This window comes from Streptomyces bicolor (assembly GCF_000719285.1).
Taxonomy (GTDB): Bacteria; Actinomycetota; Actinomycetes; order Streptomycetales; family Streptomycetaceae; genus Streptomyces; species Streptomyces bicolor.
The window spans coordinates 46243-69921 of the sequence record NZ_JOFS01000029.1; the positions used below are offsets into that span (position 1 = coordinate 46243).

The 23679-nt window shown below is 70.8% G+C and carries 21 protein-coding genes and 1 pseudogene; 14 read left to right on the plus strand and 8 right to left on the minus strand.

The features are described from left to right. Positions 1–49 precede the first annotated feature (49 nt). The 5 genes from IF78_RS0131390 to IF78_RS0131410 all read left to right on the plus strand — a co-directional run bounded on the left by IF78_RS0131390 (position 50) and on the right by IF78_RS0131410 (position 5289). Positions 50–1003: a hypothetical protein gene (locus IF78_RS0131390; RefSeq protein ID WP_031486121.1), complete on the plus strand. Its 954-nt coding sequence runs from the start codon at positions 50–52 to the stop codon at positions 1001–1003. A gap of 124 nt (positions 1004–1127) precedes the next feature. Continuing rightward, a complete protein-coding gene (locus IF78_RS0131395) occupies positions 1128–2582 on the plus strand; it encodes an amino acid permease (RefSeq protein ID WP_037641707.1) in 1455 nt (484 codons plus the stop codon). A gap of 299 nt (positions 2583–2881) precedes the next feature. Next, on the plus strand, positions 2882–4240 hold the full coding sequence (locus IF78_RS0131400) for a peptidase C39 family protein (RefSeq protein ID WP_031486123.1): 1359 nt from the start codon (positions 2882–2884) through the stop codon (positions 4238–4240). 102 nt (positions 4241–4342) lie between these two features. Further along, on the plus strand, positions 4343–4483 hold the full coding sequence (locus IF78_RS47915) for an SCO1431 family membrane protein (RefSeq protein ID WP_107050053.1): 141 nt from the start codon (positions 4343–4345) through the stop codon (positions 4481–4483). A gap of 146 nt (positions 4484–4629) precedes the next feature. Continuing rightward, positions 4630–5289 carry a TetR/AcrR family transcriptional regulator gene (locus IF78_RS0131410; RefSeq protein ID WP_031486124.1) on the plus strand — a complete coding sequence of 220 codons (660 nt, stop codon included), beginning with the start codon at positions 4630–4632 and terminating at the stop codon, positions 5287–5289. Between the two features lie 67 nt (positions 5290–5356). Here the strand turns inward: IF78_RS0131410 and IF78_RS0131415 are convergent, their stop codons facing one another. Further along, the gene (locus IF78_RS0131415) at positions 5357–6607 is read right to left on the minus strand and encodes a glycoside hydrolase family 18 protein (RefSeq protein ID WP_031486125.1); all 1251 of its coding nucleotides are present in this window, start codon (positions 6605–6607) and stop codon (positions 5357–5359) included. Positions 6608–6958: 351 nt separating this feature from the next. Between IF78_RS0131415 and IF78_RS0131420 the strand changes: the two genes are divergently transcribed. Together IF78_RS0131420 and IF78_RS0131425 are read left to right on the plus strand one after the other, a co-directional pair. After that, complete coding sequence (locus tag IF78_RS0131420; RefSeq protein ID WP_031486126.1) at positions 6959–8131, plus strand: acyl-CoA dehydrogenase family protein; 1173 nt, start codon at positions 6959–6961, stop codon at positions 8129–8131. Positions 8132–8595: 464 nt separating this feature from the next. Next, a pseudogene (locus IF78_RS0131425) lies at positions 8596–9012 on the plus strand (hypothetical protein); the annotation flags it as partial. Between the two features lie 70 nt (positions 9013–9082). Here the strand turns inward: IF78_RS0131425 and IF78_RS0131430 are convergent. Further along, positions 9083–9520: a hypothetical protein gene (locus tag IF78_RS0131430; protein ID WP_031486128.1), complete on the minus strand. Its 438-nt coding sequence runs from the start codon at positions 9518–9520 to the stop codon at positions 9083–9085. A 269-nt stretch (positions 9521–9789) separates the two neighbouring features. Here IF78_RS0131430 and IF78_RS0131435 point away from each other — a divergent pair, with 269 nt between their 5' ends. From IF78_RS0131435 to fxsA, 4 genes are all read left to right on the plus strand, one after another. Further along, on the plus strand, positions 9790–10230 hold the full coding sequence (locus IF78_RS0131435; RefSeq protein WP_031486129.1) for an Lrp/AsnC family transcriptional regulator: 441 nt from the start codon (positions 9790–9792) through the stop codon (positions 10228–10230). 110 nt (positions 10231–10340) lie between these two features. Next, positions 10341–11945 carry an amidohydrolase gene (locus IF78_RS0131440; RefSeq protein WP_031486130.1) on the plus strand — a complete coding sequence of 535 codons (1605 nt, stop codon included), beginning with the start codon at positions 10341–10343 and terminating at the stop codon, positions 11943–11945. A 589-nt stretch (positions 11946–12534) separates the two neighbouring features. Then, entirely contained in the window at positions 12535–13353 is an 819-nt protein-coding gene (locus tag IF78_RS0131445) for a polyprenol monophosphomannose synthase (protein WP_031486131.1), read from the plus strand. Positions 13354–13427: 74 nt separating this feature from the next. Continuing rightward, entirely contained in the window at positions 13428–13982 is a 555-nt protein-coding gene (gene fxsA, locus IF78_RS0131450) for an FxsA family membrane protein (RefSeq protein ID WP_031486132.1), read from the plus strand. Between the two features lie 175 nt (positions 13983–14157). Here fxsA and IF78_RS0131455 read toward each other — a convergent pair whose 3' ends face one another. The 4 genes from IF78_RS0131455 to yczE form a co-directional block, all read right to left on the minus strand. Continuing rightward, positions 14158–14532 carry an RNA polymerase-binding protein RbpA gene (locus tag IF78_RS0131455; protein WP_003977404.1) on the minus strand — a complete coding sequence of 125 codons (375 nt, stop codon included), beginning with the start codon at positions 14530–14532 and terminating at the stop codon, positions 14158–14160. 278 nt (positions 14533–14810) lie between these two features. Further along, positions 14811–16172, minus strand: coding sequence for an MFS transporter (locus IF78_RS0131460; RefSeq protein ID WP_031486133.1), 1362 nt, complete (start codon positions 16170–16172; stop codon positions 14811–14813). A gap of 56 nt (positions 16173–16228) precedes the next feature. After that, positions 16229–16999, minus strand: coding sequence for a glycerophosphodiester phosphodiesterase family protein (locus IF78_RS0131465; protein ID WP_031486134.1), 771 nt, complete (start codon positions 16997–16999; stop codon positions 16229–16231). Next, positions 16996–17691 (minus strand): membrane protein YczE, encoded by a 696-nt coding sequence (yczE, locus tag IF78_RS0131470; RefSeq protein ID WP_051828320.1) that lies wholly within the window; start codon positions 17689–17691, stop codon positions 16996–16998. The genes IF78_RS0131465 and yczE overlap by 4 nt, the downstream gene beginning before the upstream one ends. A gap of 101 nt (positions 17692–17792) precedes the next feature. Here yczE and IF78_RS0131475 point away from each other — a divergent pair, with 101 nt between their 5' ends. Beyond that, entirely contained in the window at positions 17793–19292 is a 1500-nt protein-coding gene (locus IF78_RS0131475; protein WP_031486136.1) for an SCO1417 family PLP biosynthesis transcription factor, read from the plus strand. Positions 19293–19331: 39 nt separating this feature from the next. Here IF78_RS0131475 and IF78_RS0131480 read toward each other — a convergent pair whose 3' ends face one another. Beyond that, a complete protein-coding gene (locus tag IF78_RS0131480) occupies positions 19332–20960 on the minus strand; it encodes an ATP-binding protein (protein ID WP_031486137.1) in 1629 nt (542 codons plus the stop codon). 40 nt (positions 20961–21000) lie between these two features. Then, entirely contained in the window at positions 21001–21195 is a 195-nt protein-coding gene (locus IF78_RS0131485; protein WP_004002760.1) for a hypothetical protein, read from the minus strand. 326 nt (positions 21196–21521) lie between these two features. Here IF78_RS0131485 and IF78_RS0131490 point away from each other — a divergent pair, with 326 nt between their 5' ends. Together IF78_RS0131490 and IF78_RS0131495 are read left to right on the plus strand one after the other, a co-directional pair. Beyond that, positions 21522–21914, plus strand: a complete 393-nt coding sequence (locus tag IF78_RS0131490; protein WP_031486138.1) for an ankyrin repeat domain-containing protein — start codon at positions 21522–21524, stop codon at positions 21912–21914. 301 nt (positions 21915–22215) lie between these two features. Further along, complete coding sequence (locus tag IF78_RS0131495; RefSeq protein ID WP_031486139.1) at positions 22216–23634, plus strand: HEAT repeat domain-containing protein; 1419 nt, start codon at positions 22216–22218, stop codon at positions 23632–23634. Positions 23635–23679 lie beyond the last annotated feature (45 nt).

The following is a 23679-nucleotide window of genomic DNA, read 5'->3' on the forward strand; positions in this document are numbered from 1 at the left end:
TGCCAGGTGCGCAACTGTGAGATGCCGTAACGGGGATGGGCTGGGACAGATGGCCGCGGGGTTATTCGAAGGGCAGTATGTGTGGCATCCGGCGGCCGACGACCGCTTGCTCGCGAGCGTATGCGTCGATGTCCGGGCCGGCCGTTATCTGAGCGCCCGTGACGCCCTGGCCGAAACTCGCGGCGACTTTGCCCTGCGCGCCCACCGCTCCCTGGTGCTCGCCTCGGAGGCCGCCGACTCCGACCTCGTCGAGCGCTGGCTTGCCGAGGAACCCGGCCCCGAGGCCGCGCTGCTGTGGGCCCGGGTGGCCGTGCTGCGGGCGCTGCGCGCGGCCGACTCCCGTGACCCGCGCACCGAGGCGCTGGAGCGCATAGCGCTGGCCGCCTGCGACCGGGCCGCTACGGCCGACCCCGCCGATCCGACACCCTGGGTCGCCAAGCTGGCCATGGCGCGGCTGCACCGGCTGCGCGACCAGGCGCCGCGCGGGCTGCTCACCGCGCCGCCCGGGCCCTGGCGCCTGTTCGCCCACATCCTCTCGCTCGACCTCTGGCACCGCGAGGCCCACCACCGTTTCCTGGCCTGCTTCTTCCCCCGGTACGGCGGCTCCGTGACCGCCGCCTGGGACGTCGCCGCATTCCTCGGGCAGCGCGCGCCCGCCGACTCACCGCTGCGCCTGCTGCCGCTGGTCGCCCTGGTCGAGTGCTACGACCCGACCCAGCTCCTCGCCGACCGGGTCTGGGAGCAGCCGCAGTGGCGCTCCACCGCCCTGGCGATCCACGAGAACTGGCTGCCGGCGGTGGCCGGATACCCGTTCACCCCCGTCCTCGACCTGTCCTACCTCGCACACGCCCTGGTCATGGCCCGGCGCGAGCAGGAGGCACGCGCCGTCTTCACGGCGATGGGTCCGTATGCCTCCCGTATGCCCTGGTGCGTCTTCGGTGAGCCGGCCGAGCAGCTGTCCCGGGCGCGCCGCGCCTGCGGGCTGCCGGTGCCGGCCGTCTGACGCATCGCAACCCCCCACCAAGAGAAAGGTCCGTTCCGTGTCAGAAGGGATAACGGCTCCGCGTGCCCGAGCGCGCGGGGGAGCGGTTCCGGTCGAGCTCGACGACGACGCGACCCTGCATGCGATGGGTTATCCGAGAAAACTCACGCGTCGTTTTCAGGCATTCGACAATTTCGCCATCTCGTTCACCATCATCAACATCATCTCGGGTATCTTCTCGGGAATCGGGTTCGGCCTGAGTGCGGGCGGCCCGAGTATTCTCGTCTTCGGCTGGATCGGCGTCTCCGTCATGGTGCTCTTCGTGGGAGCATCGATGGCGGAAGTCGCCTCGGCCTATCCGACGAGTGGTGCGCTGTATTTCTCCGCCGGAAAGCTCGCCAAACGGCACAAGGGCGCCTGGTCCTGGTACACCGGCTGGCTGAACTTCGTGGGCCAGGTCGGCGGCACGGCGGCCACCGGTTACGCCGCCGCCACCTTCCTCCAGGCCTTCATCGCCCTGCAGTGGCCCTCCTACCAGCCGACCCCGCACCGGACGGTGCTGATCACGGCCCTGATCATCGTGCTCCAGGGGCTCGCCAACACCTACACCGTGCACCTGGTGGCCGTACTGAACCGGATCTCCGTGTGGTGGCTGCTGATCGGACTCGTGGTGATCGTGAGCGCGCTGATCGTCATGCCCGAACATCATCAGTCGGCCTCCTTCGTCACGCATTTCGTGAACAACACCGGTTTCACGAGCGGGCTTTACGGCGGGATGCTCGGTCTGCTGGTCACCAGCTGGACCTTCACCGGCTTCGACGGCAGCTTCCACATGTCCGAGGAAACGGTTCGGGCGACCGTGAACGCGCCGCGGGGGATCACGCGGGCGATCGGTTTCTCGGCGATCGCCGGACTGCTGCTGATGCTCGCATTGGTCTACAGCATTCGTGACTATGACCGCGTGGCGAGCGCCGACGCACCGCCCGTGCAGATCCTGATCGACGGGCTCGGCCTCGGCACCGCGAAGGCGCTGCTGCTGATCGTGATCGGCGCCATGCTCTTCTGCGGCCTCGCCAATCTCACCAGCAACACCCGGCAGATCTTCGCCTTCTCCCGGGACGGGGCGATGCCGGGCTCCCGCTGGTGGCACTCGGTCTCGCCGCGCACACGCACACCCGTCAAGGCGGTGTGGCTGGCGGTCGCCTGCTCGCTGGCGCTCGTGCTGCCCGGCTGGTGGTCGCAGACGGCGTTCACCGCCATCGTCAGCGTCAACGTCGTCGGACTCTTCCTCGCCTACGCCGTCCCGATCCTGCTCCGGCTGCGACTGGGGGACGAGTTCCAGCCGGGGCCCTGGCACCTGGGCCGCTGGGGACGGCCGGTCGGGGCCGTCGCCGTGATCTGGATCCTGCTCAGCAGCGTCCTGTTCATGCTGCCGCACGCCTCACCGATCACCGCCCGCTCCTTCAACTACGCCCCGATCGCCCTGGCCGTCGTCCTGGCCGTGGCCACGGTGTGGTGGTTCACCACCGCCCGTCGCCGCTTCCACGGGCCGGTCAGCTACGGCCGCCCGGACGAGGTCGCGGCCATGGACCTCGTCTGACGAACTGTCACCCTCTCGGCGTACTCCGCTTTCCCGGCGGCGTACGCCGAGAGCCTCTTCGCGCTCATCTCGCCCCGCGCGTAAGGGGTTTGCGGCCGATGGCGGGCCCGTGTCATGCCAGTGGTCGACACCAATATTCGTAGGCGCGCCAGGGACCGAAGTGCTGGCAGACGGTGCCGCCTGCGTCCATAGTTGGCGGACAGCCGTGCTAGGCCCTGTCGTCAAATTCCCGCCTGCCCGGCGACGCCTGGCACTAGGCCCTGACCCGCCCGACTCGGACACCTGGGGGTCTTCCGCCCATGAGCAGAGCCGAACAGCCGTCCCGGAGAGCCGTCCTGACCGCCGCCCTCGCCGCAGCCGTCGCCGGCAGCGCGGGCCCGGCCGTCGCCGCCGACGCCGATGCCGCGGCCCCCGCCGACACCCCGGCCCGCACCGTCGACAACCGTGCCTGGACCACGCACGCCGACTGGCGCCGCGGCACCGCCGAAGGCACACGGGCCGTCGCGGGTGCCCGCCCCGGCATCGTGATCGCCGGGGCCGTCGGCACCACCGACTACACCGACCCGCACACCGGCCGGACCGCCCGCTGGGAGTACGCGACCTGGACGTCCCCCGTCCACCGCCTCTCCGTCCCCGCGACCGAGGCGATCGCCTCCTGGAACGCGCACACGCCCGACGGCACCTGGCTCCAGATCGAGCTGCAGGGTACGTACTCCGACGGCACCGCGACCCCCTGGTACGTGATGGGCCGCTGGGCCGCCGGCGACCAGGACATCAGGCGGACCTCGGTCGACGACCAGAGCGACGGCAAGAGCAGCGTCTGGACGGACACGTTCGCCGTCGACGACCCGGCCACCGGGCTGCGCCTCACCTCGTACCGGCTGCGGCTGACCCTGCACCGCAAGCCCGGCACGAAGCTCACCCCCAAGGTCTGGCGGGTCGGCGCCATGGGCTCCGATGTCCCCGACCGCTTCACCGTCCCGGCCTCCACCCCCGGCCTCGCCCGTGAGCTGATCGTCCCGAGGTACTCGCAGGAGACACACATCGGGCAGTACCCGGAGTACGACAACGGCGGCGAGGCCTGGTGCAGCCCCACCTCCTCGCAGATGATCATCGAGTACTGGGGCGGCCGCCTCACCCCGGAGCAGCTGGCCTGGGTCGACCCGTCGTTCGCCGACCCGCAGGTCTGCCACGCGGCCCGGTTCACCTACGACTACCAGTACGAGGGCTGCGGCAACTGGCCGTTCAATGCCGCCTACGCGGCCACCTTCGAGGACCTCCGGGGCGTCGTCACCCGGCTCGGCTCGCTCACCGACCTGGAGACACTGATCGCGGCCGGCATCCCGGCCATAACGTCCCAGTCCTTCCTCAAGGAGGAGCTGACCGGGGCGGGCTACGGCACCGCCGGGCACCTGATGACCGTCATAGGGTTCACCGCCGACGGCGACGTGATCGCCAACGACCCGAACTCGCCGAGCAACGAGGCGGTGCGGCGCGTCTACAAGCGGCGCGAGTGGGAGAACATCTGGCTGCGGACCAAGCGGTACAACGCCGCGGGCAAGGTCGTCTCCGGCACCGGCGGGGTCTGCTACCTCTACTTCCCGGCACATCCGACCCCGCGCCAGCGCGCCGCGCTCGCAGCGGTGGGCGTGCGCTGAGCCGCCGGGCGCGGACGCACGGAAGGCCCCGGGCAACCGGGGCCTTTGTGCTGTGAGCAACGTCTCCACCGCAAAGGCCGCTCCCGGTGGCAAGGTGGGCATATGACCGCACACTCAGCCACAGCCGCCCGCGTCCGCACCGGCGGCCCCAAGGAAGACGGCCCGAAGATCGCCGAGCACGTCATGGGCTGGACCCTCGTCGTGGTCCTCGCGATGCTCATAACCCAGCTCGGCCTGCTGTGAGCTGAGACACGCAGAGTTCTTTGGTCGGACATATGCCGACCTCGGGGTGAGTGGCCTCAACAAAGTCGATCAGACTCGAACGAGCAGCTGATGCAGGTCTGCCATACTGCCGATGTCCCGCCGCCCGTTGGAATCCAGGGTCGAAATTGAATATTAGTCAACAGCGCGACGCGGCCCGTCCCCGGGCCCGCGGCACCGAGCGTTCGGTGGCGCGTCGTGCCGAACTCATCACCATCGGGCGGAAGTTGTTCGCCGACACGTCCTACGACGCGCTCTCCATGGATGACATCGCCCGGCAGGCCCGTGTCGCCAAGGGGCTCATCTACTACTACTTCCAGTCCAAGCGCGGCTACTACCTGGCGATCATCCAGGACTCCGTCGCCGACCTGGTCACCTACGCGGCCGGCGGCGTCGAGCTGCCGCCGGTGGACCGGGTCCACCGCACCATCGACAGCTATCTCCGCTACGCCGAGCACAACCAGGCCGCCTACCGGACCATCGTCAGCGGCGGCGTCGGCTTCGACGCCGAGGTGCACGCCGTCCGGGACGGGGTGCGCGAGGCGATCGTGGCGACCATCGCCGAGGGGGTGTACGGCCGTACCGACATCGCCCCGCTCGCCCGCATGGGCCTGCTCGCCTGGGTGTGCAGCGTGGAGGGCGCCACCCTCGACTGGATCGACCGCCCCGAGCTGCCCCGTGACACGATGCGCGAGCTGCTGGTGAGGACCCTGGGCGGCGCCATGCGCGCCATCGAGGAGCTCGACCCCTCCTACAAGGCTCCCGACCCCGCCCGGCGGGACGACTGACCCGGCCGGACAAGCCCAAGGGGCGGAGGTCTCGTGGTCCTCCGCCCCAAGTGCCCAGCGACTCCCGCTACTTGATGGACTTGATCAGCTCACCGTTCGCGGTGTCCCCGCTGAGCTCCCAGAAGAAGGTCCCGCCCAGACCCTGCCGGTCCTTGTACTTCATCTTGGTCGCGATGGTCGCCGGGGTGTCGTAACTCCACCAGTCGTCCCCGCACTTGGCGTAGGCGGTGCCGCCCACCGTGCTGGTCGCCGGGCAGGTCTGCTTGAGCACCTTGTAGTCCTCGAAACCGTCCTCGTAGGTGCCCTTCGCCGGGCCCGTGGCGGTGCCGCCGGGCGCCGCCTGGGTGACGCCGGTCCAGCCGCGGCCGTAGAAGCCGATGCCGAGCAGCAGCTTCGAGGACGGGATGCCCAGGCCCTTGAGCTTGGCGATGGTGACGGCCGTGTTGTAGCCCTCCTGAGGGATGCCCGGGTAGGAGTGGAGCGCGGAGTGCGGGGCCGTGGGGCCGGTGGCGGCCCAGGCGCCGAAGTAGTCGTAGGTCATCGGGTTGTACCAGTCGACGTACCGCGCCGCGCCCGCATAGTTCGCCGCGTCGATCCGGCCGCCCTCGCTGGCGTCGGCCGTGATCGCCGCGGTGACCAGATTCCGTTTGCCGAACTTGGCGCGCAGCGCCTTCATCAGCTCCGGGAAGGCCTCCCGGCCGCTGGTGTCGCAGGTCAGGCCGCAGGCATTGGGGTACTCCCAGTCGATGTCGATGCCGTCGAAGACGTCCGCCCACTTGGGGTTCTCGACCAGGTCGTGGCAGGACCGGGCGAAGGCCGCCGGGTCCTTGGCCGCCTCGCCGAAGCCGCCGGACCAGCTCCAGCCGCCGAACGACCAGACGATCTTGAGGTTCGGGTGGAGCTTCTTCAGCTTGCGCAGCTGGTTGAAGTTGCCGCTCAGCGGCTGGTCCGCGGTGTCCGCGACGCCGTCCACGGACTCCGCCGCGGTGAACGGCTTGTCGGTGTCCGCCCAGGTGTCGCCGATGGCGCACTTGCCGTCGACGACGTTGCCGAAGGCGTAGTTGATGTGCGTGAGCTTCTTCGCCGAGCCGGAGGTCTCGATGTTCTTGACGTAGTACTGGCGGTCGTAGATGCCCCAGTCGGTGAAGTAGCCGACCACCTTGGAGCCGGCCGCCTTGCGGTCGGCGTCCAGGTCGGGGCCGTTCTGGTCGGCGGTCGCCGTACCGGCGCCGGCGAGCAGACCGGCGCCGAGGGCGGCGGAACACGCGGCGGCCAGCAGGGTGCGGCCGCGAGCGCGGGAGTGGAGCGGGGTGTGCATCGGGTGTCTCCTCGCAGGGGACGGAGGGGAACGCACGGGATGGCACGCCGATTGGCATGAACGCGGGGAGGCGTTGGACCGAAACGGTAGGAGGACTAGACCAATTGGTCAATGGTTCGGACCAATTTGGCAGCCGGAGACCTCCGGGGAATGGACGGAAAGTTTCCTGGAGTAAGCGGTCGTTAACTGGTGACTCGATGTCCCCGATCGGGCATACTCACCGCAGAGCCGCTGGTCAGCAGCTTCCGCGACCCGGGAGCGGAGCACCTGCCGGCATCCGAGAGACAGGCGGAGCCGCCCCACCCAAGGCGTGCGACCGCCGACATTCCCGAAAGGGAGGAGAGCGTCGCCATGCCCGACCGCGCCCCGCAGCCGGTGGACCGTCAACTGCCCACGGACGAGGCCCGGGATCTGATCTCGCTCGTCCGCGACATCGCGCAGCGCGAGATCGCCCCGAAGGCGGCCGAGGAGGAGGACGCCGGACGCTTCCCGCGCGAGGTCTTCACCCTGCTCTCCGAGTCCGGACTGCTCGGCCTGCCGTACGACTCCGAATACGGCGGCGGCGACCAGCCGTACGAGGTCTATCTCCAGGCCCTGGAGGAGCTCGCCGCGGTCCGCCTCACCGTCGGCCTCGGCGTCAGCGTGCATACCCTGGCCTCCTATGCCCTCGCCACCTACGGCACCAAGCAGCAGCAGGTCGAGCACCTGCCCGCGATGCTCGGCGGCGGGCTGCTCGGCGCGTACTGCCTCTCCGAGCCCGCGTCCGGGTCCGACGCGGCCTCGCTGCGGACCAAGGCGGTACGGGACGGCGACGACTGGGAGATCACCGGCACCAAGGCCTGGATCACGCACGGCGGCATCGCCGACTTCTACACGGTCATGGCCCGCACCGGCGAGGAGGGCCCGCGCGGGATCACCGCGTTCCTGGTGCCCGGTGACGCGGAAGGGCTGAGCGCTGCGGCGCCCGAGAAGAAGATGGGCATGAAGGGCTCACCCACGGCCCAGGTGCACTTCGACGGCGTCCGGGTCCCCGACGAGCGGCGCATCGGCGACGAGGGCCAGGGCTTCGCGATCGCCCTGTCCGCACTCGACTCCGGGCGGCTCGGCATCGCCGCCTGCGCGATCGGCGTGGCCCAGGCGGCGCTGGACGAGGCTGTGACGTACGCGACCGAGCGACGGCAGTTCGGCAAACCCATCGCCGACTTCCAGGGCCTGCGCTTCATGCTGGCCGACATGGCGACCCAGATCGAGGCGGGCCGTGCGCTGTACCTGGCGGCGGCACGGCTGCGCGACGCGGGCCGACCGTTCGCCAAGCAGGCGGCCATGGCCAAGCTGCACTGCACCGACACCGCGATGAAGGTCACCACTGACGCCGTCCAGATCCTCGGCGGGTACGGATACACCGCGGACTTCCCGGCCGAGCGCTATATGCGGGAGGCCAAGGTCCTGCAGATCGTCGAGGGCACCAACCAGATTCAGCGGATGGTCATCGCCCGTCACCTGGCAGGTCCCGAAGGACGCTGAACTGACCGTGCCTGACCTGGGGCGCCGTGAGCCGGATCCACTCCGGGTCGTGGCGCCCCGGCAGGGTGCGGCCACGATCGGCCCACATGCGCATCAGATCGCGGTAGATCGGCGGGTCCGGCTGCTGCGGGGGCGCCGGCGTGACCGCTCCCGCGGGCCGCGGAACGAAGATACGGCGCTGAGGCCCGGTCGCGGAGTAGGTGGGGGGCATACCAGGGCAACGCGGAGGCAGGCGGACAAGTCACCGCTGAGGGGAATAGGGCGTGAGTTCGCGAACGTCCGGCACGCTCTCTGGCCACCCGAGGCTGCCTGACGTACCGTCAGCCCAGCCGCCTCCAGGGAAGTTTGCCGTGGCCGACGACGACCGCACGACCCGAGCGGGTTCACGGGCTTCGACTCGGTCGCACCGTAAGGGAGTCGGCCCATGGCCGCGGCACCCCGCCCCCGTACGGCGACTCGCGACCATGCCGTACACCTGCGAGGGCAACTGGCTGCACGAGGCGAGCGACACCGAGCGCGAGCATCTGGAGGCCGCGACGATCGGGCTGCTGGCCCGGCTGCACGACCAAGTCCCGCCGAATAGCGCCGAGTTCCTGGAGCTTCCGGGTCTGGGTGACGCGCTGCGGCGGCACGTCACGGCCCAACGCCCGTACTGCGAATGGGTGGTTGACGGGCTCGCGCGCTCACCGCTCATCGAGGACGCGTTCGAGCGCCTGGCGGAGCTCTGGCTGTACGCCGCCCTGCGGCACGCCGTCGTCATGCCGCGGATCGCCTGCCGCCGGGCGCACTTCGGCGAAGTCGCCGTCCCGGTGGACCCGGACACACTGATCCTGCACCACGGCAGTCTGCGAGCCATGGTGCAGGGCAGCTACTGGGATTGAGCCACGCGACCGAGGCGGTGGTCGCTCGGGCGGCGTGCGCTCAGGCGGCGATCGCTCGGGCGTGGATCGCTCAGGCGGCCTGGCGGCGCATCGCGGGGATCCTGATGGGCCGCGAGCCGGGGCCGCCCACGTGCGAGAACGGCTGGGTCCGCCAGTCGAGCCCCTGAGGGAGCGTCAACAACAGGGCCGTGTCCTGCTCCTGGGGCTCCGCCGAGTCGTCGGCGGAGCGGGCGTCGGAAGCCCTGCGGCCCGTACCGGCACACACCGTGAGGCCGAACGGGTTCCACGGCGAGGCGCACAGCGCGTGCTCCGGCAGGACCTCCTCGTCCGCCAGCAGGGCGATGGGCTGCGCGCAGTCCGGGCAGATGACCCGGAACATCTCGAAGGTGTCGTACGCGTCCAGCTCTTCGTCGTCGAAGTCGTCGGGTTCGACGCCCTCCGGAGCGGGCTCGACGACGGGCTGAAGGCGCTTGGGCGCGGTACGACCAGGACGCTTAAGACTCTGCATGGATAACTCCCCCTCGGGCTGGGGCCGTGAAGGCGCTGCGGCCTCGACCACAGCAAGCACTTCCCGCCCGATCTCGGCGTTAATCACGGCAACATCACGGAGCCTGTTCGAGGCCTGTGGCGTTCGTCACATGCCGCTCGCAGGTGCCCGTGGCGGCCGGTTTGTCCCTCCGACGGTTCACAGCCGTCCCCCGGTCACATCACAAACCGGGCATGACCTGGGCTGCTCAGGTATCCGAGGAGATCAACCGCACTGTAGGTTCTTGCGCCATGGAGGAGCTGGACCGACAAATCGTGCAGCTGCTCGTCAAGGACGGGCGGATGAGCTACACCGACCTGGGCAAGGCCACGGGCCTGTCCACGTCGGCCGTGCACCAGCGGGTGCGCCGACTGGAGCAGCGTGGCGTCATCCGTGGCTACGCCGCGGTCGTGGACCCCGAGGCCGTGGGGCTGCCGATGACGGCGTTCATCTCGGTGAAACCGTTCGATCCCAGTGCTCCTGATGACATCGCGGAGCGATTGGCGGACGTGCCGGAGATCGAGGCCTGCCACAGTGTCGCGGGCGACGAGAACTACATCCTGAAGGTTCGGGTGGCCACGCCGCACGAGCTGGAGGAACTGCTCGGGCGGGTGCGGGCGCTGGCGGGAGTGTCGACTCGGACGACGGTGGTGTTGTCCACGCCTTACGAGGCGCGGCCGCCCCGAATTTGATCGTTGCGGATCTTCGCCGTTGAGTCGTCGGTGGTTCGCTCCGCGCCCCTTCGGGCGTTGCGGTGGCCCCCTGTCCAGAGCTGACGGGGGCAGGAGCGAGACTGTTGCCCATGAGTGAGTCCACCGCCCAGCTGAAGACCGTTCTCCTCCGTCGCGGGGAAGTTCACAGCCCCGCCGATCCCTTCGCCACCGCGATGGTCGTGGAGCGCGGCCAGGTCGCCTGGGTCGGGTCCGAGGGGGCCGCCGACGCCTTCGCCGACGGTGTGGACGAGGTCGTGGACCTGGACGGTGCTCTGGTCACCCCCGCCTTCACCGACGCCCATGTGCATACGACCGCCACGGGCCTTGCCCTGACCGGCCTCGACCTGTCCGGGGCTCCCTCCCTGGAGGCGGCTCTCGGCCTCGTGCGGGACTTCGCTGCCGCCCGCCCGCACGACCGGGTCCTCCTCGGTCACGGCTGGGACGCCTCCCGCTGGCCCGGTGGCCGGCCCCCGACGCGTGCCGAGCTCGACGAGGCAACCGGCGGGCGCCCGCTGTACCTCTCCCGCGTCGACGTCCACTCCGCGGTTGTCACCACGGCCCTGCTGGACATGGCGCCTGGTGACCTCGGCGCCGCGCACGCCCCGCTCGTCGCCGACGCCCACCACGCCGTACGCGCCACCGCGCTGGGCTCCATCACCCCCGACCAGCGCGTCGAGGCCCAGCGTGCCGCCCTCGCCCACGCCGCCTCCCTCGGAGTCGGGACCGTCCACGAGTGCGGCGGGCCGGACATCTCCTCCGAGGACGACTTCACCGGGCTGCTGCGGCTCGCCGCCGAGGAGCCCGGCCCGCGGGTCGTCGGCTACTGGGCCGAGCAGGATGTCGAGAAGGCGCGTGCGCTGGGCGCGACCGGCGCGGCGGGCGACCTGTTCGTGGACGGCGCCCTCGGCTCGCACACCGCCTGCCTGCACCAGCCGTACGCCGACGCGGCCCACACGGGCACCGCCTACCTGGACGCGGCCGCCGTCGCCGCCCATGTCACCGCCTGCACCGAAGCCGGCCTCCAGGCGGGCTTCCACGCGATCGGCGACGCCGCCGTGACCGCCGTCGTGGAGGGTGTGCGTGCCGCGGCCGAGAAGCTGGGCCTCGCCCGGATCCGCGCCGCCCGCCACCGCGTCGAGCACGCCGAGATGCTCACGCCGGAGACCGTCGCGGCCTTCGCCGAGCTCGGCCTGACCGCGTCGGTCCAGCCCGCGTTCGATGCGCTGTGGGGCGGCGACGACGGCATGTACGCGCAGCGCCTGGGCGCCGAACGGGCCCGCACCCTCAACCCCTTCGCGGCCCTCCTGCGCGCCGGTGTCCCGCTCGCTTTCGGCTCCGACAGCCCGGTCACGCCCCTCGACCCCTGGGGCACGGTGCGCGCGGCCGCCTTCCACCGCACGCCGGAGCACCGCGTCTCCGTGCGTGCCGCGTTCACGGCGCACACGCGCGGCGGGTGGCGGGCGGTCGGGCGGGACGACGCGGGCGTCCTGGTGCCGGGCGCGCCCGCGGACTATGCCGTGTGGCGCACCGGCGAACTGGTGGTCCAGGCCCCCGACGACAGGGTCGCCCGCTGGTCCACCGACCCCCGTTCCGGAACCCCCGGCCTGCCCGACCTGACCCCGGGCCGTGACCTGCCGGTCTGCCTGCGCACGGTGGTGGGCGGACGAACGGTCTTCGTACGGCCGGGCGAGTGATCTCCCGGGGTGGCGCGCGTCCGTTCGCTTCGCACCACCCCGGCGCGCGACCTGCGCATCCTCCGCGCTGACCAGCGAATTGGGTGAAAACCCGCAGGTCGAACGGCTGTTGACAGGCGGAGGTCCGGGGCCGGTAGGTTCGGCCGAGTCCACCACCGGACGCCCGACCGGGAACCGCGGATCTTCCGGGAACCGCCGTGACGCCGCTGGGTCAGGGACGGTGTGCCGCACCGGGCACCGCCACTGGGAGCCAGGCTCAGCGCCCGCGCGGCGACGACGGAACGTCGCGGCCGATCGGGGAGGTGTGACCCGGGTGGGGCCCGGGCGCTCAGTAGACAACGGCTTTCGGTCGACCCGCAGCCAGCGGGTCCCAGGTCGGCCCGAAGGGCGCCGGGCCCCCATCCGCAGAGGCGCGAACCTCCGCACAGGCCGCGAAAGCGACGTACCGGTCCCCTGCGGCGACCGGTCCCGGAAACCCAGCCTTACCCCGCTCTTGTGGAATCGACACCACCATACGAACGTGCTGTCACGTCAGCGCAGGCCGCGCCCACTATGGTGGACGTCTGCGTACGGATGTGAAGGGGCAGCAGTGAACGACGGCGACGGGACCCTCGGGGCACAGGACCGGGGGAGGCGGTTCGGGCCGCTCGGCACGGCGTTGGTGATCATCCCGACCTACAACGAGGCGGAGAACATCAAGAGCATCGTCGGCCGGGTCCGCAATGCGGTCCCGGACGCGCACGTGCTCGTGGCCGACGACAACAGCCCCGATGGCACCGGCAAGCTCGCCGACGAACTGGCCGCCGAGGACGACCACGTCCAGGTCCTGCACCGCAAGGGCAAGGAAGGCCTCGGCGCCGCCTACCTCGCGGGCTTCCGCTGGGGCATGGACAACGGCTACGGCGTCCTGATCGAGATGGACGCCGACGGCTCCCACCAGCCCGAGGAACTGCCCCGTCTGCTGACCGCGCTCAAGGGCGCCGACCTGGTCCTGGGCTCCCGCTGGGTGCCGGGTGGCCGGGTCGTGAACTGGCCGAAGTCCCGCGAGTTCATCTCCCGCGGCGGCAGCCTCTACTCCCGGCTCGCCCTCGACCTCCCGCTCCGCGACATCACCGGCGGCTACCGCGCCTTCCGCCGCGAGACGCTCGAGGGCCTCGGCCTCGACGACGTCGCCTCCCAGGGCTACTGCTTCCAGGTCGACCTCGCCCGCCGCGCGGTCAAGGCCGGTTTCCATGTCGTCGAAGTGCCGATCACCTTCGTCGAGCGTGAGCTCGGTGACTCCAAGATGAGCCGCGACATCCTGGTCGAGGCGCTGTGGCGGGTCACGTCGTGGGGGGCGCGGGAGCGGGTGGGCAAGCTGATGGGCCGCTCGAAGCCGTCCTCGCAGTCGCGGCCGTCGCAGCCGTAGCGGGAGGCACGGCGGTCATCTCCGTCGTGCGTCCGCTTATCCCGCTCTGAGCCTGGCCCAGGCACACTGGACGCATGACGACTGGTGCACCGACCCCCACCCATCCCGCCCGGCCCCGGCGCTCCCGGCTGCGTACCTTCCTGCCGCTGGGCGTCGCCGCGTGGCTGGTGCTGGAGATCTGGCTGGTCACTGTGGTCGCGGACGCGGTGGGCGGTCTCGCGGTGTTCCTGCTGCTGCTCGCCGGGCTCGTGCTCGGCTCGGTGGTGATCAAGCGGGCGGGCCAGCGCGCCTTCCAGGCGCTGAACGAGGCGCTGCAACGTGGCGGCACCCCGGAGCGGGGCGGCGGCAACGGCCTGATGATGCTGGGCGGCCTGTTGATCATGCTGCCGGGTCTGATCTCGGACGCGGTGGGCCTCGTCCTGTTGATCCCGCCGGTCCAGAAGGCCCTCAGCCGTCATGCGGAGCGGACGTTCGAGCGCAAGCTGCGCGCGGCGACCCCGGGTTCACTGGGCGACGCCTTCCAGCAGGCTCGCATTCACCGCCCCGACGGCAAGGTCGTGCAGGGTGAGGTCATCAGGGACGAGCCGGGGGGTGCCCCGCAGGAGCCGAGGCCCCCGCTGACGAGCTGACATGCGCAAGAGCCCGGCGTCACTGAGCGCCGGGCCTCTTTTTTTGGGCAAAGCAACCGGCCTCTTTTTGGGCACAGCAAACCGCGGGCGCCGTACGTCACCTTCACGTACGGCGCCCGCGGTTACGTGCGTTGCCTGGTCAAACGCGCCCAAGCCCCGCTGGGATTCGCAGGGACTACGCCGACTTGCGGCTGTCCCGGGGGTGAACCGCGATGTTCATCGCCCCGGAGCGAAGAACGGCAAGACGCTCCTCGAGGACCTCTTCGAGTTCCTCTCGGGTACGCCGCTCCATCAGCATGTCCCAATGCGTACGCGCGGGCTTGGCCTTCTTCTCCTCAGGGCCGTCGCCATCAACGAGGAGTGCCTGGGCCCCGCAGACCTTGCACTCCCACTCCGGCGGGATCTCCGCCTCGACCGAGAAGGGCATCTCGAATCGGTGCCCCTTCTCGCATGCGTACTCCACGGCCTGGCGCGGGGCCAGGTCGATGCCGCGGTCCGTCTCGTAGCTGGTCACCACGAGGCGCGTGCCGCGAAGAGCTCGCTCACTCATGAATCGTGCCTCCCGGGCTTGTCGCCCACAGGACAGGTGTCGCTGTCGTCGTCATCCGGTCAACGTCCGGTCGGCGGTAAAGATTCCCGTTCCGTGTCCCGTTCCGGGTGATGCGTCGCCGTCGTAGCCGCAGCCTTGCTGACCAATGTCGTACCCACCGGCGCCCGGTTTGTCACATCTGCTAGCAGATGTGACACAGCGTTTCGGCATCTTTGACGCGCAGTAACGGTACGCCTGGCAGGCCAAACGCGTACACTACCGCCCTTTCACTCGGAACGCTAAATCCTTGTCGGGACCGGATTGCCCGCGTCGCTGATCGCCCGCCGCACCGGGACCCGCGCGAGCAGGGCGAATCCGATGACGAAGAAGGCGACGAGGGAGATGATCGCGTCCCGATAACTTCCGGTCAGCTGGTAGGTGAGCCCGAACAGGAGCGGCCCCAGCCAGCTCATGCCGCGGTCGCTCATCTCGTACGCCGAGAAGTATTCGGCCTCCTTCCCCGGCGGGACGAGATGGGAGAACAGCGAGCGGGACAGGGCCTGGCTGCCGCCGAGGACGAGCCCGATGCCGGCCGCGAGGACGAAGAACCAGACCGGGGCCCCGGCCGGCAGGAAGTACCCGGCCGCCAGCGTCACCGTCCACGCGACCAGTGAGCCGAGGATCGTGCGCTTCGCGCCGTAGATCCGGGCCAGCCGCCCCATCGTCAGCGCCCCCGCCACCGCGAGGACCTGGACCAGCAGCACGGCGCCGATCAGCGTGGACTGGCCGAGGCCCAGCTCCTCGGAGCCGTAGATCGACGCCTGGGAGATCACCGTCTGGATGCCGTCGTTGTAGATGAGGTACGCGAGGAGGAAGGCGAGCGTCAGCGGGTGGCGGCGCATGTCGCGGACGGTCGCCGCGAGCTGGCGGAAGCCCATGGCGCGCGGTTCCCGGTCGGCGCGGTCGTCTTTCGTGGACCGACGGTCGCGCAGCCGCCGTAGCGGGATGAGGGCGAAGCCTCCCCACCACAGTCCCGCCGACGCGAGACAGATGCGGACGGCCATGCCCTCGGAGACCCCGAAGGAGTCGTGCGCCAGATACAGGACCAGGTTCACGATCAGCATCAGCGAGCCGGACGCGTACCCGAAGGCCCAGCCCCGGGAGGAGACCGCGTCGCGTTCCTCGGGCGGGGCGATCTGTGGGAGATACGAGTTGTAGAGCATCATCGCGACGGACTGCGCGGCGTTCGCGACGATCAGCAGGAGGCCGCCGAGCAGATAGCGGTCGCCGCCGAGGAAGAACATGGCCGTGGTGGCCGTGGCCCCCAGATAGGCGGCGGCCGCCAGGAGGGGCTTCTTGCGGCCGGAGCGGTCGGCGGCCGCGCCCACCAGGGGCATCACCAGGACGGCGACGATCACCGACAGGGACACCGAGTACGCGAAGAAGGAGCCGGCGCGCACCGGGATGCCCAAGGGGTGGACGAACCCCTCCGCGTCCGCCGCCTCCTCGGCGACCGACGTCAGATAGGGGCCGAGGAACACGGTGAGTACGCTCGTCGAGTAGACGGAGCACGCCCAGTCGTAGAAGTACCAGCCGCGCTGCTCGCGGCGCCGACCCGCGGCCTCGTCCGCCGCATCCGTACGCACGGTATCGGTGCCCACCCCGCGCCCTCGCTTCCCCGTGATGCTCCCGCGCGAGGGCGGAGCCCGGACGGGGGTCAGACCCAGACGCCCCGGTCCTCCATGACCTTGCGCAATGTGTCGATGTGATCGGTCATGATGCCATCCACTCCCAGGTCCAGGAGCCGGTGCATCGCGTCGGGATCATTGATGGTCCACACGTGTACCTGAAGCCCGCGCGCGTGGGCGGCCCGTACGAAGCGGTGGTCCACCACCTGGATCCCGGACTGCGCCTCGGGCACTTGGGCGGCGACCGCCGATGCGCGCAGCGCGGCCGGCACGCCCCACGAGCGCAGCCGCAGGTTGAGGACACCCCGGGTGCCGTACGACGTCGCCAGGCGAGGTCCGGCCAGCCGCTGGGCGCGCACCACGCGCGCCTCGGAGAAGGAGCCGACGCAGATCCGGTCCCAGGCGCCCGTGCGCTCGATCAGCTCCAGGAAGGGGTGCAGCGCCGGCTCCGCCTTGAGGTCGACGTTCCAGCGCACGTCGGGGAAGGTCTCCAGGAGCTCCTCGAAGAGGGGCACCGGCTCCTTGCCCGCCACACGCGCCTGCCGTACGTCGTCCCACGGCAGGTCGGCGATGCGGCCCGCCCCGTCCGTCACCCGGTCCAGGGTCGAGTCGTGGAAGGCGACGAGCTTGCCGTCGCGGGTGGTGTGGACGTCGGTCTCGATGTACCGGTAGCCCAACTCGGCCGCGCGCCGGAACTGCAGCACGGTGTTCTCCAGACCGTCCGCCGCCCCGCCGCGATGGGCGAAGGGAATCGGGCCGGGGTGGTCGAGGTACGGGTGGCGTATCCGCGTGGTGCTCACGAACGAAGTATCGCCCGCCGGGGTTGCCCGGTGGCAACGACCGTGCTGCCGTCGGATGCCGAGGGGACGGCGAACACCCGCAGGAACAGCTGGGCGAGCGGGCCGATGGACAGCGCGTACAGAACGGTACCGACGCCGACCGTGCCGCCCAGCGCGTAGCCGGTGACGACGACCGCGATCTCGACGGCCGTGCGCATCAGGCGGATCGAGCGGCCGGTGCGCTGGTGCAGGCCGGTCATGAGACCGTCGCGGGGGCCCGGTCCGAAGCAGGCGGCGATGTACAGGCCGGTGGCCACGCCGTTGAGCACGATGCCGGTCAGCAGAAGAGGGATCCGTACGGCGAGGGAGTGCGCCTCGGGGACCAGGGCGAGCGTGCCGTCCATGGCGATGCCGACCACGAAGACGTTCGAGACGGTGCCGAGGCCGGGGCGCTGGCGCAGCGGGATCCACAGGAGCAGCACCGCGGCACCGACGATGATCGAGACGACGCCGATCGTCAGGCCCGTGCGTTCGGCGAGGCCCTGGTGCAGCACACCCCAGGGCTCCAGGCCGAGGCCGGCCTCCACAAGCAGCGCCGAGCTGGCGCCGTACATCGCGAGCCCGACGTAAAGCTGTGTCAGCCGCCGTATGAGACGGCCCTGTGTGAGCCGCTGTATGAGATGCCCCTGCTTGGACAAGACGTGCTTGGACATGACGTGCCCCCCCTGTGGTGGTAGTGGCCTGACTCATGACACCCTGTGGCTTGGGAAGCAATGCCATCCATGGCCAATTCGGGGAAGGTGGACTGGAAATCATGGCGCAGTGGACTTCTGCGGTGGGTGCCGCGCAGCTCGCCCGGCTCCTTACCTCCCAACAGGACCGCCCCGCCGGCCCCGGCACCAAGCGCCCGCCCGCGTACCGGGCGCTGGCCGACGGCATCCGGCTGCTCGTCCTGGAAGGGCGTGTTCCGGTCGCCGCGCGGCTGCCCGCAGAGCGGGAGCTGGCCCTCGCGCTGTCCGTGAGTCGTACGACCGTGGCCGCCGCGTACGAGGCGCTGCGCAGCGAGGGTTTCCTGGAGTCGAGGCGCGGGGCCGGGAGCTGGACGGCCGTACCCGCCGGCAATCCGCTGCCCGCGCGCGGTCTGGAGCCGCTGCCGCCCGAGGCGCTCGGCTCGATGATCGACCTGGGCACCGCGGCGCTGCCCGCGCCCGAGCCCTGGCTGACCCGTTCCGTCCAGGGCGCCCTGGAGGAACTGCCCCCGTACGCCCACACCCACGGCGACTATCCGGCCGGACTGCCCGCGCTGCGGTCGATGATCGCCGACCGGTACACGGCGCGCGGGATCGCGACCATGCCCGAGCAGATCATGGTGACGACCGGGGCGATGGGCGCCATGGACGCCATCTGCCATCTGTTCGCGGGGCGCGGTGAGCGCATCGCGGTCGAGTCGCCGTCTTATGCCAACATCCTCCAGCTGATGCGGGAGGGGGGTGCCCGGCTCGTGCCCGTCGCCATGGCCGAGGGGCTGGCCGGCTGGGACATGGACCGGTGGCGGCAGGTGCTGCGGGAGGCCGCGCCCCGGCTCGCCTATGTCGTCGCCGACTTCCACAACCCGACCGGCGCGCTGGCCGACGATGACCAGCGGCGGCGGCTGGTGGACGCGGCGCGGTCGGCGGGGACCGTGCTGGTCGCCGACGAGACCATGACCGAGCTGTGGCTCGAGCCGGATCTCGAGATGCCGCGGCCGGTGTGCGCCTTCGATCCCGCGGGGTCGACCGTCATCACGGTCGGGTCGGCCAGCAAGGCCTTCTGGGCTGGGATGCGGATCGGGTGGGTGCGGGCCGCTCCGGATGTGATCCGCAGTCTCGTCGCCGCGCGCGCGTACGCCGATCTGGGCACGCCTGTGCTGGAGCAGCTGGCCGTGAACTGGCTGTTCGGCACCGGGGGGTGGGAGCAGGCCGTGGAGTTGCGGCGGGGTCAGGCCCTGGAGAACCGGGACGCGCTGGTCGCCGCTGTGCGGCGGGAGTTGCCCGACTGGGAGTTCGAGGTGCCGCGGGGAGGGCTCACGTTGTGGGTGCGGACGGGGGGTCTGTCCGGGTCGCGGCTCGCGGAGGCGGGGGAGCGGGTCGGGGTTCGGGTGCCGTCCGGGCCTCGGTTCGGGGTGGACGGGGCGTTCGAGGGGTATGTGCGGTTGCCCTTCACCGTGGGGGGTGCGGTGGCGGACGAGGCCGCGGTGAGGTTGGCCGCGGCGGGGCGGTTGGTCGAGAACGGGGTCTCCGGGGGCAGCGATGCAATGCGGCCCTTTGTGGCGTGAGCTGGGTTGGGGCTGGGTGGGGGGCGCCGGCCGGCCGGGTTACGAAGTCTCGGCGACCACAGCCTCCGCCGGCACCGGCTCCTGTGCCGGCTTCTCCGGCTGCGCCAATGGCTCCGCCTCCACCGGAGTCGTCCGCTCCGGCAGCAGATCGAGTACCGCCTGCCGCTGCGCGTCGCTCGTCGCGTCGTCGTACGGGTCCGGGGTCGCCGGGACCTGAAGGCGATGGACGGGGCCCGTGCCGAGGCGCGCGTAGCCGCGGCCGGGCGGGACGTCGGTGACCGGAGTGGTGTGCGGGGGAGCGCCCAGGACCGTCTCCAGTTGTTCCGCCGTCGCGGGCCCGAGCACGACACGCGCGCGCGTGTGCTGTCGTACGGCGTCGCTGAGCGAGTCCAGCGCGTCCCACTGGTCCGCGACGACCACCGTGATGTTGGCAGCGCGGCCGTGCCGGAGGGGCACCTGGAGCAGGGACTGGGGGTCCTTGCGGTTGTCCGCCGCCGCGAGGTGGGAGAACGCGGTCGGACGGTCCAGGAGGATCCACAGCGGGCGCTTGGTGTCGTCCGGCGGGGGGTTGCCCGCCTGACGGGCCCGGTTGATGGCGATCAGGCGCCGCTCCGTCTCCGTCGCAGCCCACTCCAGGCTCGCCAGCGCCCCGGCAAGCCCGCACTCGACGGCCAGGACGCCGTCCCGCCCGATCAGGCAGGCGTACTCCCCGGTGCTGCCGCCCTCGACGATGACGACGTCGCCGTGCTGCAGGGCCTGCAGTGCGATCGAGCGCAGCAGGGTCGAGGTGCCGCTGCCGGGCTGGCCGATGACCAGGAGGTGGGGCTCGGTGGAGCGGATGCCGGTGCGCCAGACGACCGGCGGTACGTCGCGCAGCTCCTCGCCGTGGGTGAGGGGCAGCGTGCGCTGGACCTGGGTGGGGTCGGTGAAGCCGAGGACGGTCTCGCCCGGGGTGGTGACGAAGCGCTGGGCGGCGATGTCGGTGGGCAGCGGCGCGAGGGCGGTGACGGTGAGCTCGTTGCCCATCTCGTCCCAGGTGAAGTGGTACTCCCGGCCGCGGCCGGACTTCGCGGTCAGCAGGTGCTCGATCCGCGCGCGGGCCTGTGCCTCGCCGTCGGTGAAGTAGGCCGGGTAGCGGATCAGGAGACCGCGGACGCGTCCCGTGCCGTCGAACTCGTACTCCGGGAAGGCCTTCTCCCACTCGCCGCCGTGGGAGTAGAGCGGTTCCGGGTCGTCGGCGGCGGAGAAGTAGGGGACCAGTGCCTCGTACAGCGCCCTCAGCCGTTCCGTCTGCGACTCGTCGGGGCCGTCGGGTGCCGACGGCTTGCGGTCCCGGCCCTGCCAGGCCGCCGCCGCCATCAGTGTGATGACGGCGAGCAGCGGGCCGTACGGAACGAGCGCCACGACCATGATCACCGAGGCCACCATGAACAGCAGCATGCCGCGCCTGTCCTTGGGTGTGTCGGCCCACTTGCGCCGCCCGGCCGAGGCCAGCCGGCGCAGACCGCGGGTGATCGTGATCAGCGGGTGGAGGACGTCAGAGGCGCTGTCGGACGCCGTCCGTGCCAGCTCCCGGCTCCGGGCGAACTGTACCCGGGCCAGCTCCCGGCTCCGGGCGATCTGGGCGCTGCCTGTGCTCAGGATGCGGGGGAGGGGGCGGCGGGCCACTGCTGTCTCCTACAGGTGCGTACGGGTGGGTGGGGCGGCGTCAGAACTGGATGCCGCCCAGGAGGCTCGCCAGACTCTCGCCGCCGGCCTTGATGCTCGGGGCGATGGCCGTGCTCGCCAGATAGAAGCCGAAGAGAGCCGAGATCAGGGCGTGCGACGCCTTCAGCCCGTCCTTGCGGAAGAAGATGAAGACGACGATGCCGAGCAGGACGACGCCTGAGATCGAGAGGATCATGTGAGTGCTCCTGGATTGTGGGGACAGTCACCATGAGTACTTCCAGGCTCACAGGATGTATCCATACGATAAAAGGTGCAACTGGGTGAAATTCGTTGGATTTCCCTCGGGTGGCGGAGTGTCCTTGGCCGGATGAGCTTGGGTGTCGTGCCCGACCGTGTCTGCGATGATCTTTGCCTCGGGCGCGTCGGGTCATGTGCCGCGCGAGCCAGTACCCTGGCGAATCACTCGTACGGCCGACACCGCTCGCCGGCCGTGCGCGTGCTCCCCGCAGTTCCCGTAGTTCCCCGCAGTCCCCGAGTTCGTAGTGAGAGGCGGTCCGGCCGATGACTGAAGCCCCCGACCCCGAGGTCGTGGAGCTGGCGACCAAGATCTTCGATCTGGCCCGGCAGGGGCAGACCGAGGCGCTCGTGGCGTACGTCGACGCCGGCGTTCCGGCCAACCTCACCAACGACCGCGGCGACTCGCTCGTGATGCTCGCCGCCTATCACGGCCACGCCGAGGCCGTGCGCGCCCTGCTCGCCCGTGGTGCCGAGGCGAACCGCGTCAACGACCGAGGCCAGACGCCACTCGCCGGTGCCGTCTTCAAGGGTGAGACCGAAGTGATCAAGGCCCTTCTGGAGGGCGGCGCCGACCCGGCCGCAGGCACGCCGTCGGCCGTGGACACAGCCCGGATGTTCGCCAAGACGGAACTGCTCGAGCTGTTCGGCGCACACTGATCCGAACATTCTGACCAGCCACAACACAGAAAACGGGGGAGGCGGTACAGGGCCGCCGAAATTTCGGTCGCGGCAGATGGAAGTGCCGAGTCATCATGACGTCGTGATTCACGGACGCGATGGCTGGGCAGGTGTTGCCGCACCACGCGGGCCGTGATGCGGTCCGCATGGGCCACTGACGAGAGGCAGAGGAAAATGGTCTACAGCAAGCAGGAAACGGCGGGCGCCCCGACGTGTTGTCACGCGGCCAGGTGAAGCAAGATCCCCGGTTGCGTCGACGCTTGATGTGAGGCTGTTTCCCATGTTCGAACCGGTCATAGCGCCCAGCGGTACGCTGCTCGGCCTGCTCCAGCGGGGCCGCGGCGACGGCACACTGCACGCGCTCACCGCCCCGCGCGCCGAGGCGCTCGCGGCCCTGAACCACTGCGTGCTGCGGGATCCCCGCCACGACTGGCAGGTGGAGAACCGCTCCCTGTACTACGCCCGTCTCTACCTCGACCTGAACGGCGAGCTGGACGAGATCGAGGCCCACCTCTTCGACGTCGAGGACGCCCTGGACACCGAGGAGTCACGTACCGGTCTGGCCCTGGCCGTCCTCGGTCACCTGGCCTCCTACGGCAGGCGGGACGCTCTCCAGCTGCTGCGCAGGTATGCCGCGTCAGGCTCCAACTGGGCCTGGGCGCTCGACGAACTGGCGCTGCGGGACGACGACGCCGGGCTGCTTGCCCTGGCCGCTCCGGTGCTGGCGCGTTTCCCGGCCGACGCCGAGGGCGAGGCCGAGCTGGCCGCCGCCGTACGCGATGCTTTTGAGCCACGGCCGTGGCGGCTGTGGGCCGAGGATCCGCGCGAATCGATCGCCACGCGCGTGCGTGCCGCTCAGGAGACCGGCTGCTTCGACCGCTGGCAGCGGCAGATGCGACCAACCGGGCCCCGTCCGGGGTGGAGCGTGCAGGCGGTCTTCGAGTGGGCCCAGCAGGGCATCGAGCGCGGTGCCGCGCTGCATGTGCCCGCCGCTCGGTGTCTCACCGCCGTCGCCGGTCCCGAGGACCGGCCCGAGATCGTCGCCGCCGCCAAGGAGGGCACCGACGGCGCCCGCTGTACGGCCCTGCGCTATCTCGCCGACAGCAATGACCCGGACGCCCTCGACCTGATCGAGGCGGCGGTCGTCACGGGATCGCCGACCGTCGTGGAGGCAGCCCTCGACGCATTCGAACGTATGCGCAGTATCGCCGCCGTCGACCGCGCGCGGGGCTGGGCCCGACGGCCCGACCCACTGGGCGCCGCCGCCGGGCGCATGCTCGCCTGCCGGGGCGGAGCCGAGGACAAGGACCTCGTGCTCGCGGCGCTCCGGGAAGCGGTACGGGGTGAGGGCCCCGACGCACCGACCCTGTGGACCCTCGTCGACGGCACCGGACGGCTCGGCATCGCCTGCGCCGCCCCCGTGCTGCGCCATATCTACCGCGAGACCGCCTCCTCCCATCTGCGCGGCCGCACCGCCCGCGCCCTCGCCGCCACCGACCCCTCCTTCGCGTCCGGATTCGCCGTCGAATGCCTCTGGGACTGCGAGGAGACCACCCGCGAGATCGCCGCCCGGCACGCCGAGACCGGTGACACACGCGTCGTCGAGCGGTTGCGCCGGCTCGCCGCCGACCCGGCCGAGGAAGCCGAGGTCCAGACGGCCGTACGCAGCCGGATCGGACCGGACCCGACCGCCGGCTGATCACCGTCCGGGCCTGACGGTCGGCTGATCGCTGATCATGGGGCG

Coding starts and splice junctions, on each gene's coding strand:
- IF78_RS0131415 (WP_031486125.1), bottom strand. CDS start 6,607: ATGCACACCCCGCTCCACTCCCGCGCTCGCGGCCGCACCCTGCTGGCC.
- IF78_RS0131395 (WP_037641707.1), top strand. CDS start 1,128: ATGGGTTATCCGAGAAAACTCACGCGTCGTTTTCAGGCATTCGACAAT.
- fxsA (WP_031486132.1), top strand. CDS start 13,428: ATGACGACTGGTGCACCGACCCCCACCCATCCCGCCCGGCCCCGGCGC.
- yczE (WP_051828320.1), bottom strand. CDS start 17,691: ATGTCCAAGCACGTCTTGTCCAAGCAGGGGCATCTCATACAGCGGCTC.
- IF78_RS47915 (WP_107050053.1), top strand. CDS start 4,343: ATGACCGCACACTCAGCCACAGCCGCCCGCGTCCGCACCGGCGGCCCC.
- IF78_RS0131485 (WP_004002760.1), bottom strand. CDS start 21,195: ATGATCCTCTCGATCTCAGGCGTCGTCCTGCTCGGCATCGTCGTCTTC.
- IF78_RS0131495 (WP_031486139.1), top strand. CDS start 22,216: ATGTTCGAACCGGTCATAGCGCCCAGCGGTACGCTGCTCGGCCTGCTC.
- IF78_RS0131475 (WP_031486136.1), top strand. CDS start 17,793: ATGGCGCAGTGGACTTCTGCGGTGGGTGCCGCGCAGCTCGCCCGGCTC.
- IF78_RS0131390 (WP_031486121.1), top strand. CDS start 50: ATGGCCGCGGGGTTATTCGAAGGGCAGTATGTGTGGCATCCGGCGGCC.
- IF78_RS0131420 (WP_031486126.1), top strand. CDS start 6,959: ATGCCCGACCGCGCCCCGCAGCCGGTGGACCGTCAACTGCCCACGGAC.
- IF78_RS0131400 (WP_031486123.1), top strand. CDS start 2,882: ATGAGCAGAGCCGAACAGCCGTCCCGGAGAGCCGTCCTGACCGCCGCC.
- IF78_RS0131435 (WP_031486129.1), top strand. CDS start 9,790: ATGGAGGAGCTGGACCGACAAATCGTGCAGCTGCTCGTCAAGGACGGG.
- IF78_RS0131430 (WP_031486128.1), bottom strand. CDS start 9,520: ATGCAGAGTCTTAAGCGTCCTGGTCGTACCGCGCCCAAGCGCCTTCAG.
- IF78_RS0131455 (WP_003977404.1), bottom strand. CDS start 14,532: ATGAGTGAGCGAGCTCTTCGCGGCACGCGCCTCGTGGTGACCAGCTAC.
- IF78_RS0131440 (WP_031486130.1), top strand. CDS start 10,341: ATGAGTGAGTCCACCGCCCAGCTGAAGACCGTTCTCCTCCGTCGCGGG.
- IF78_RS0131490 (WP_031486138.1), top strand. CDS start 21,522: ATGACTGAAGCCCCCGACCCCGAGGTCGTGGAGCTGGCGACCAAGATC.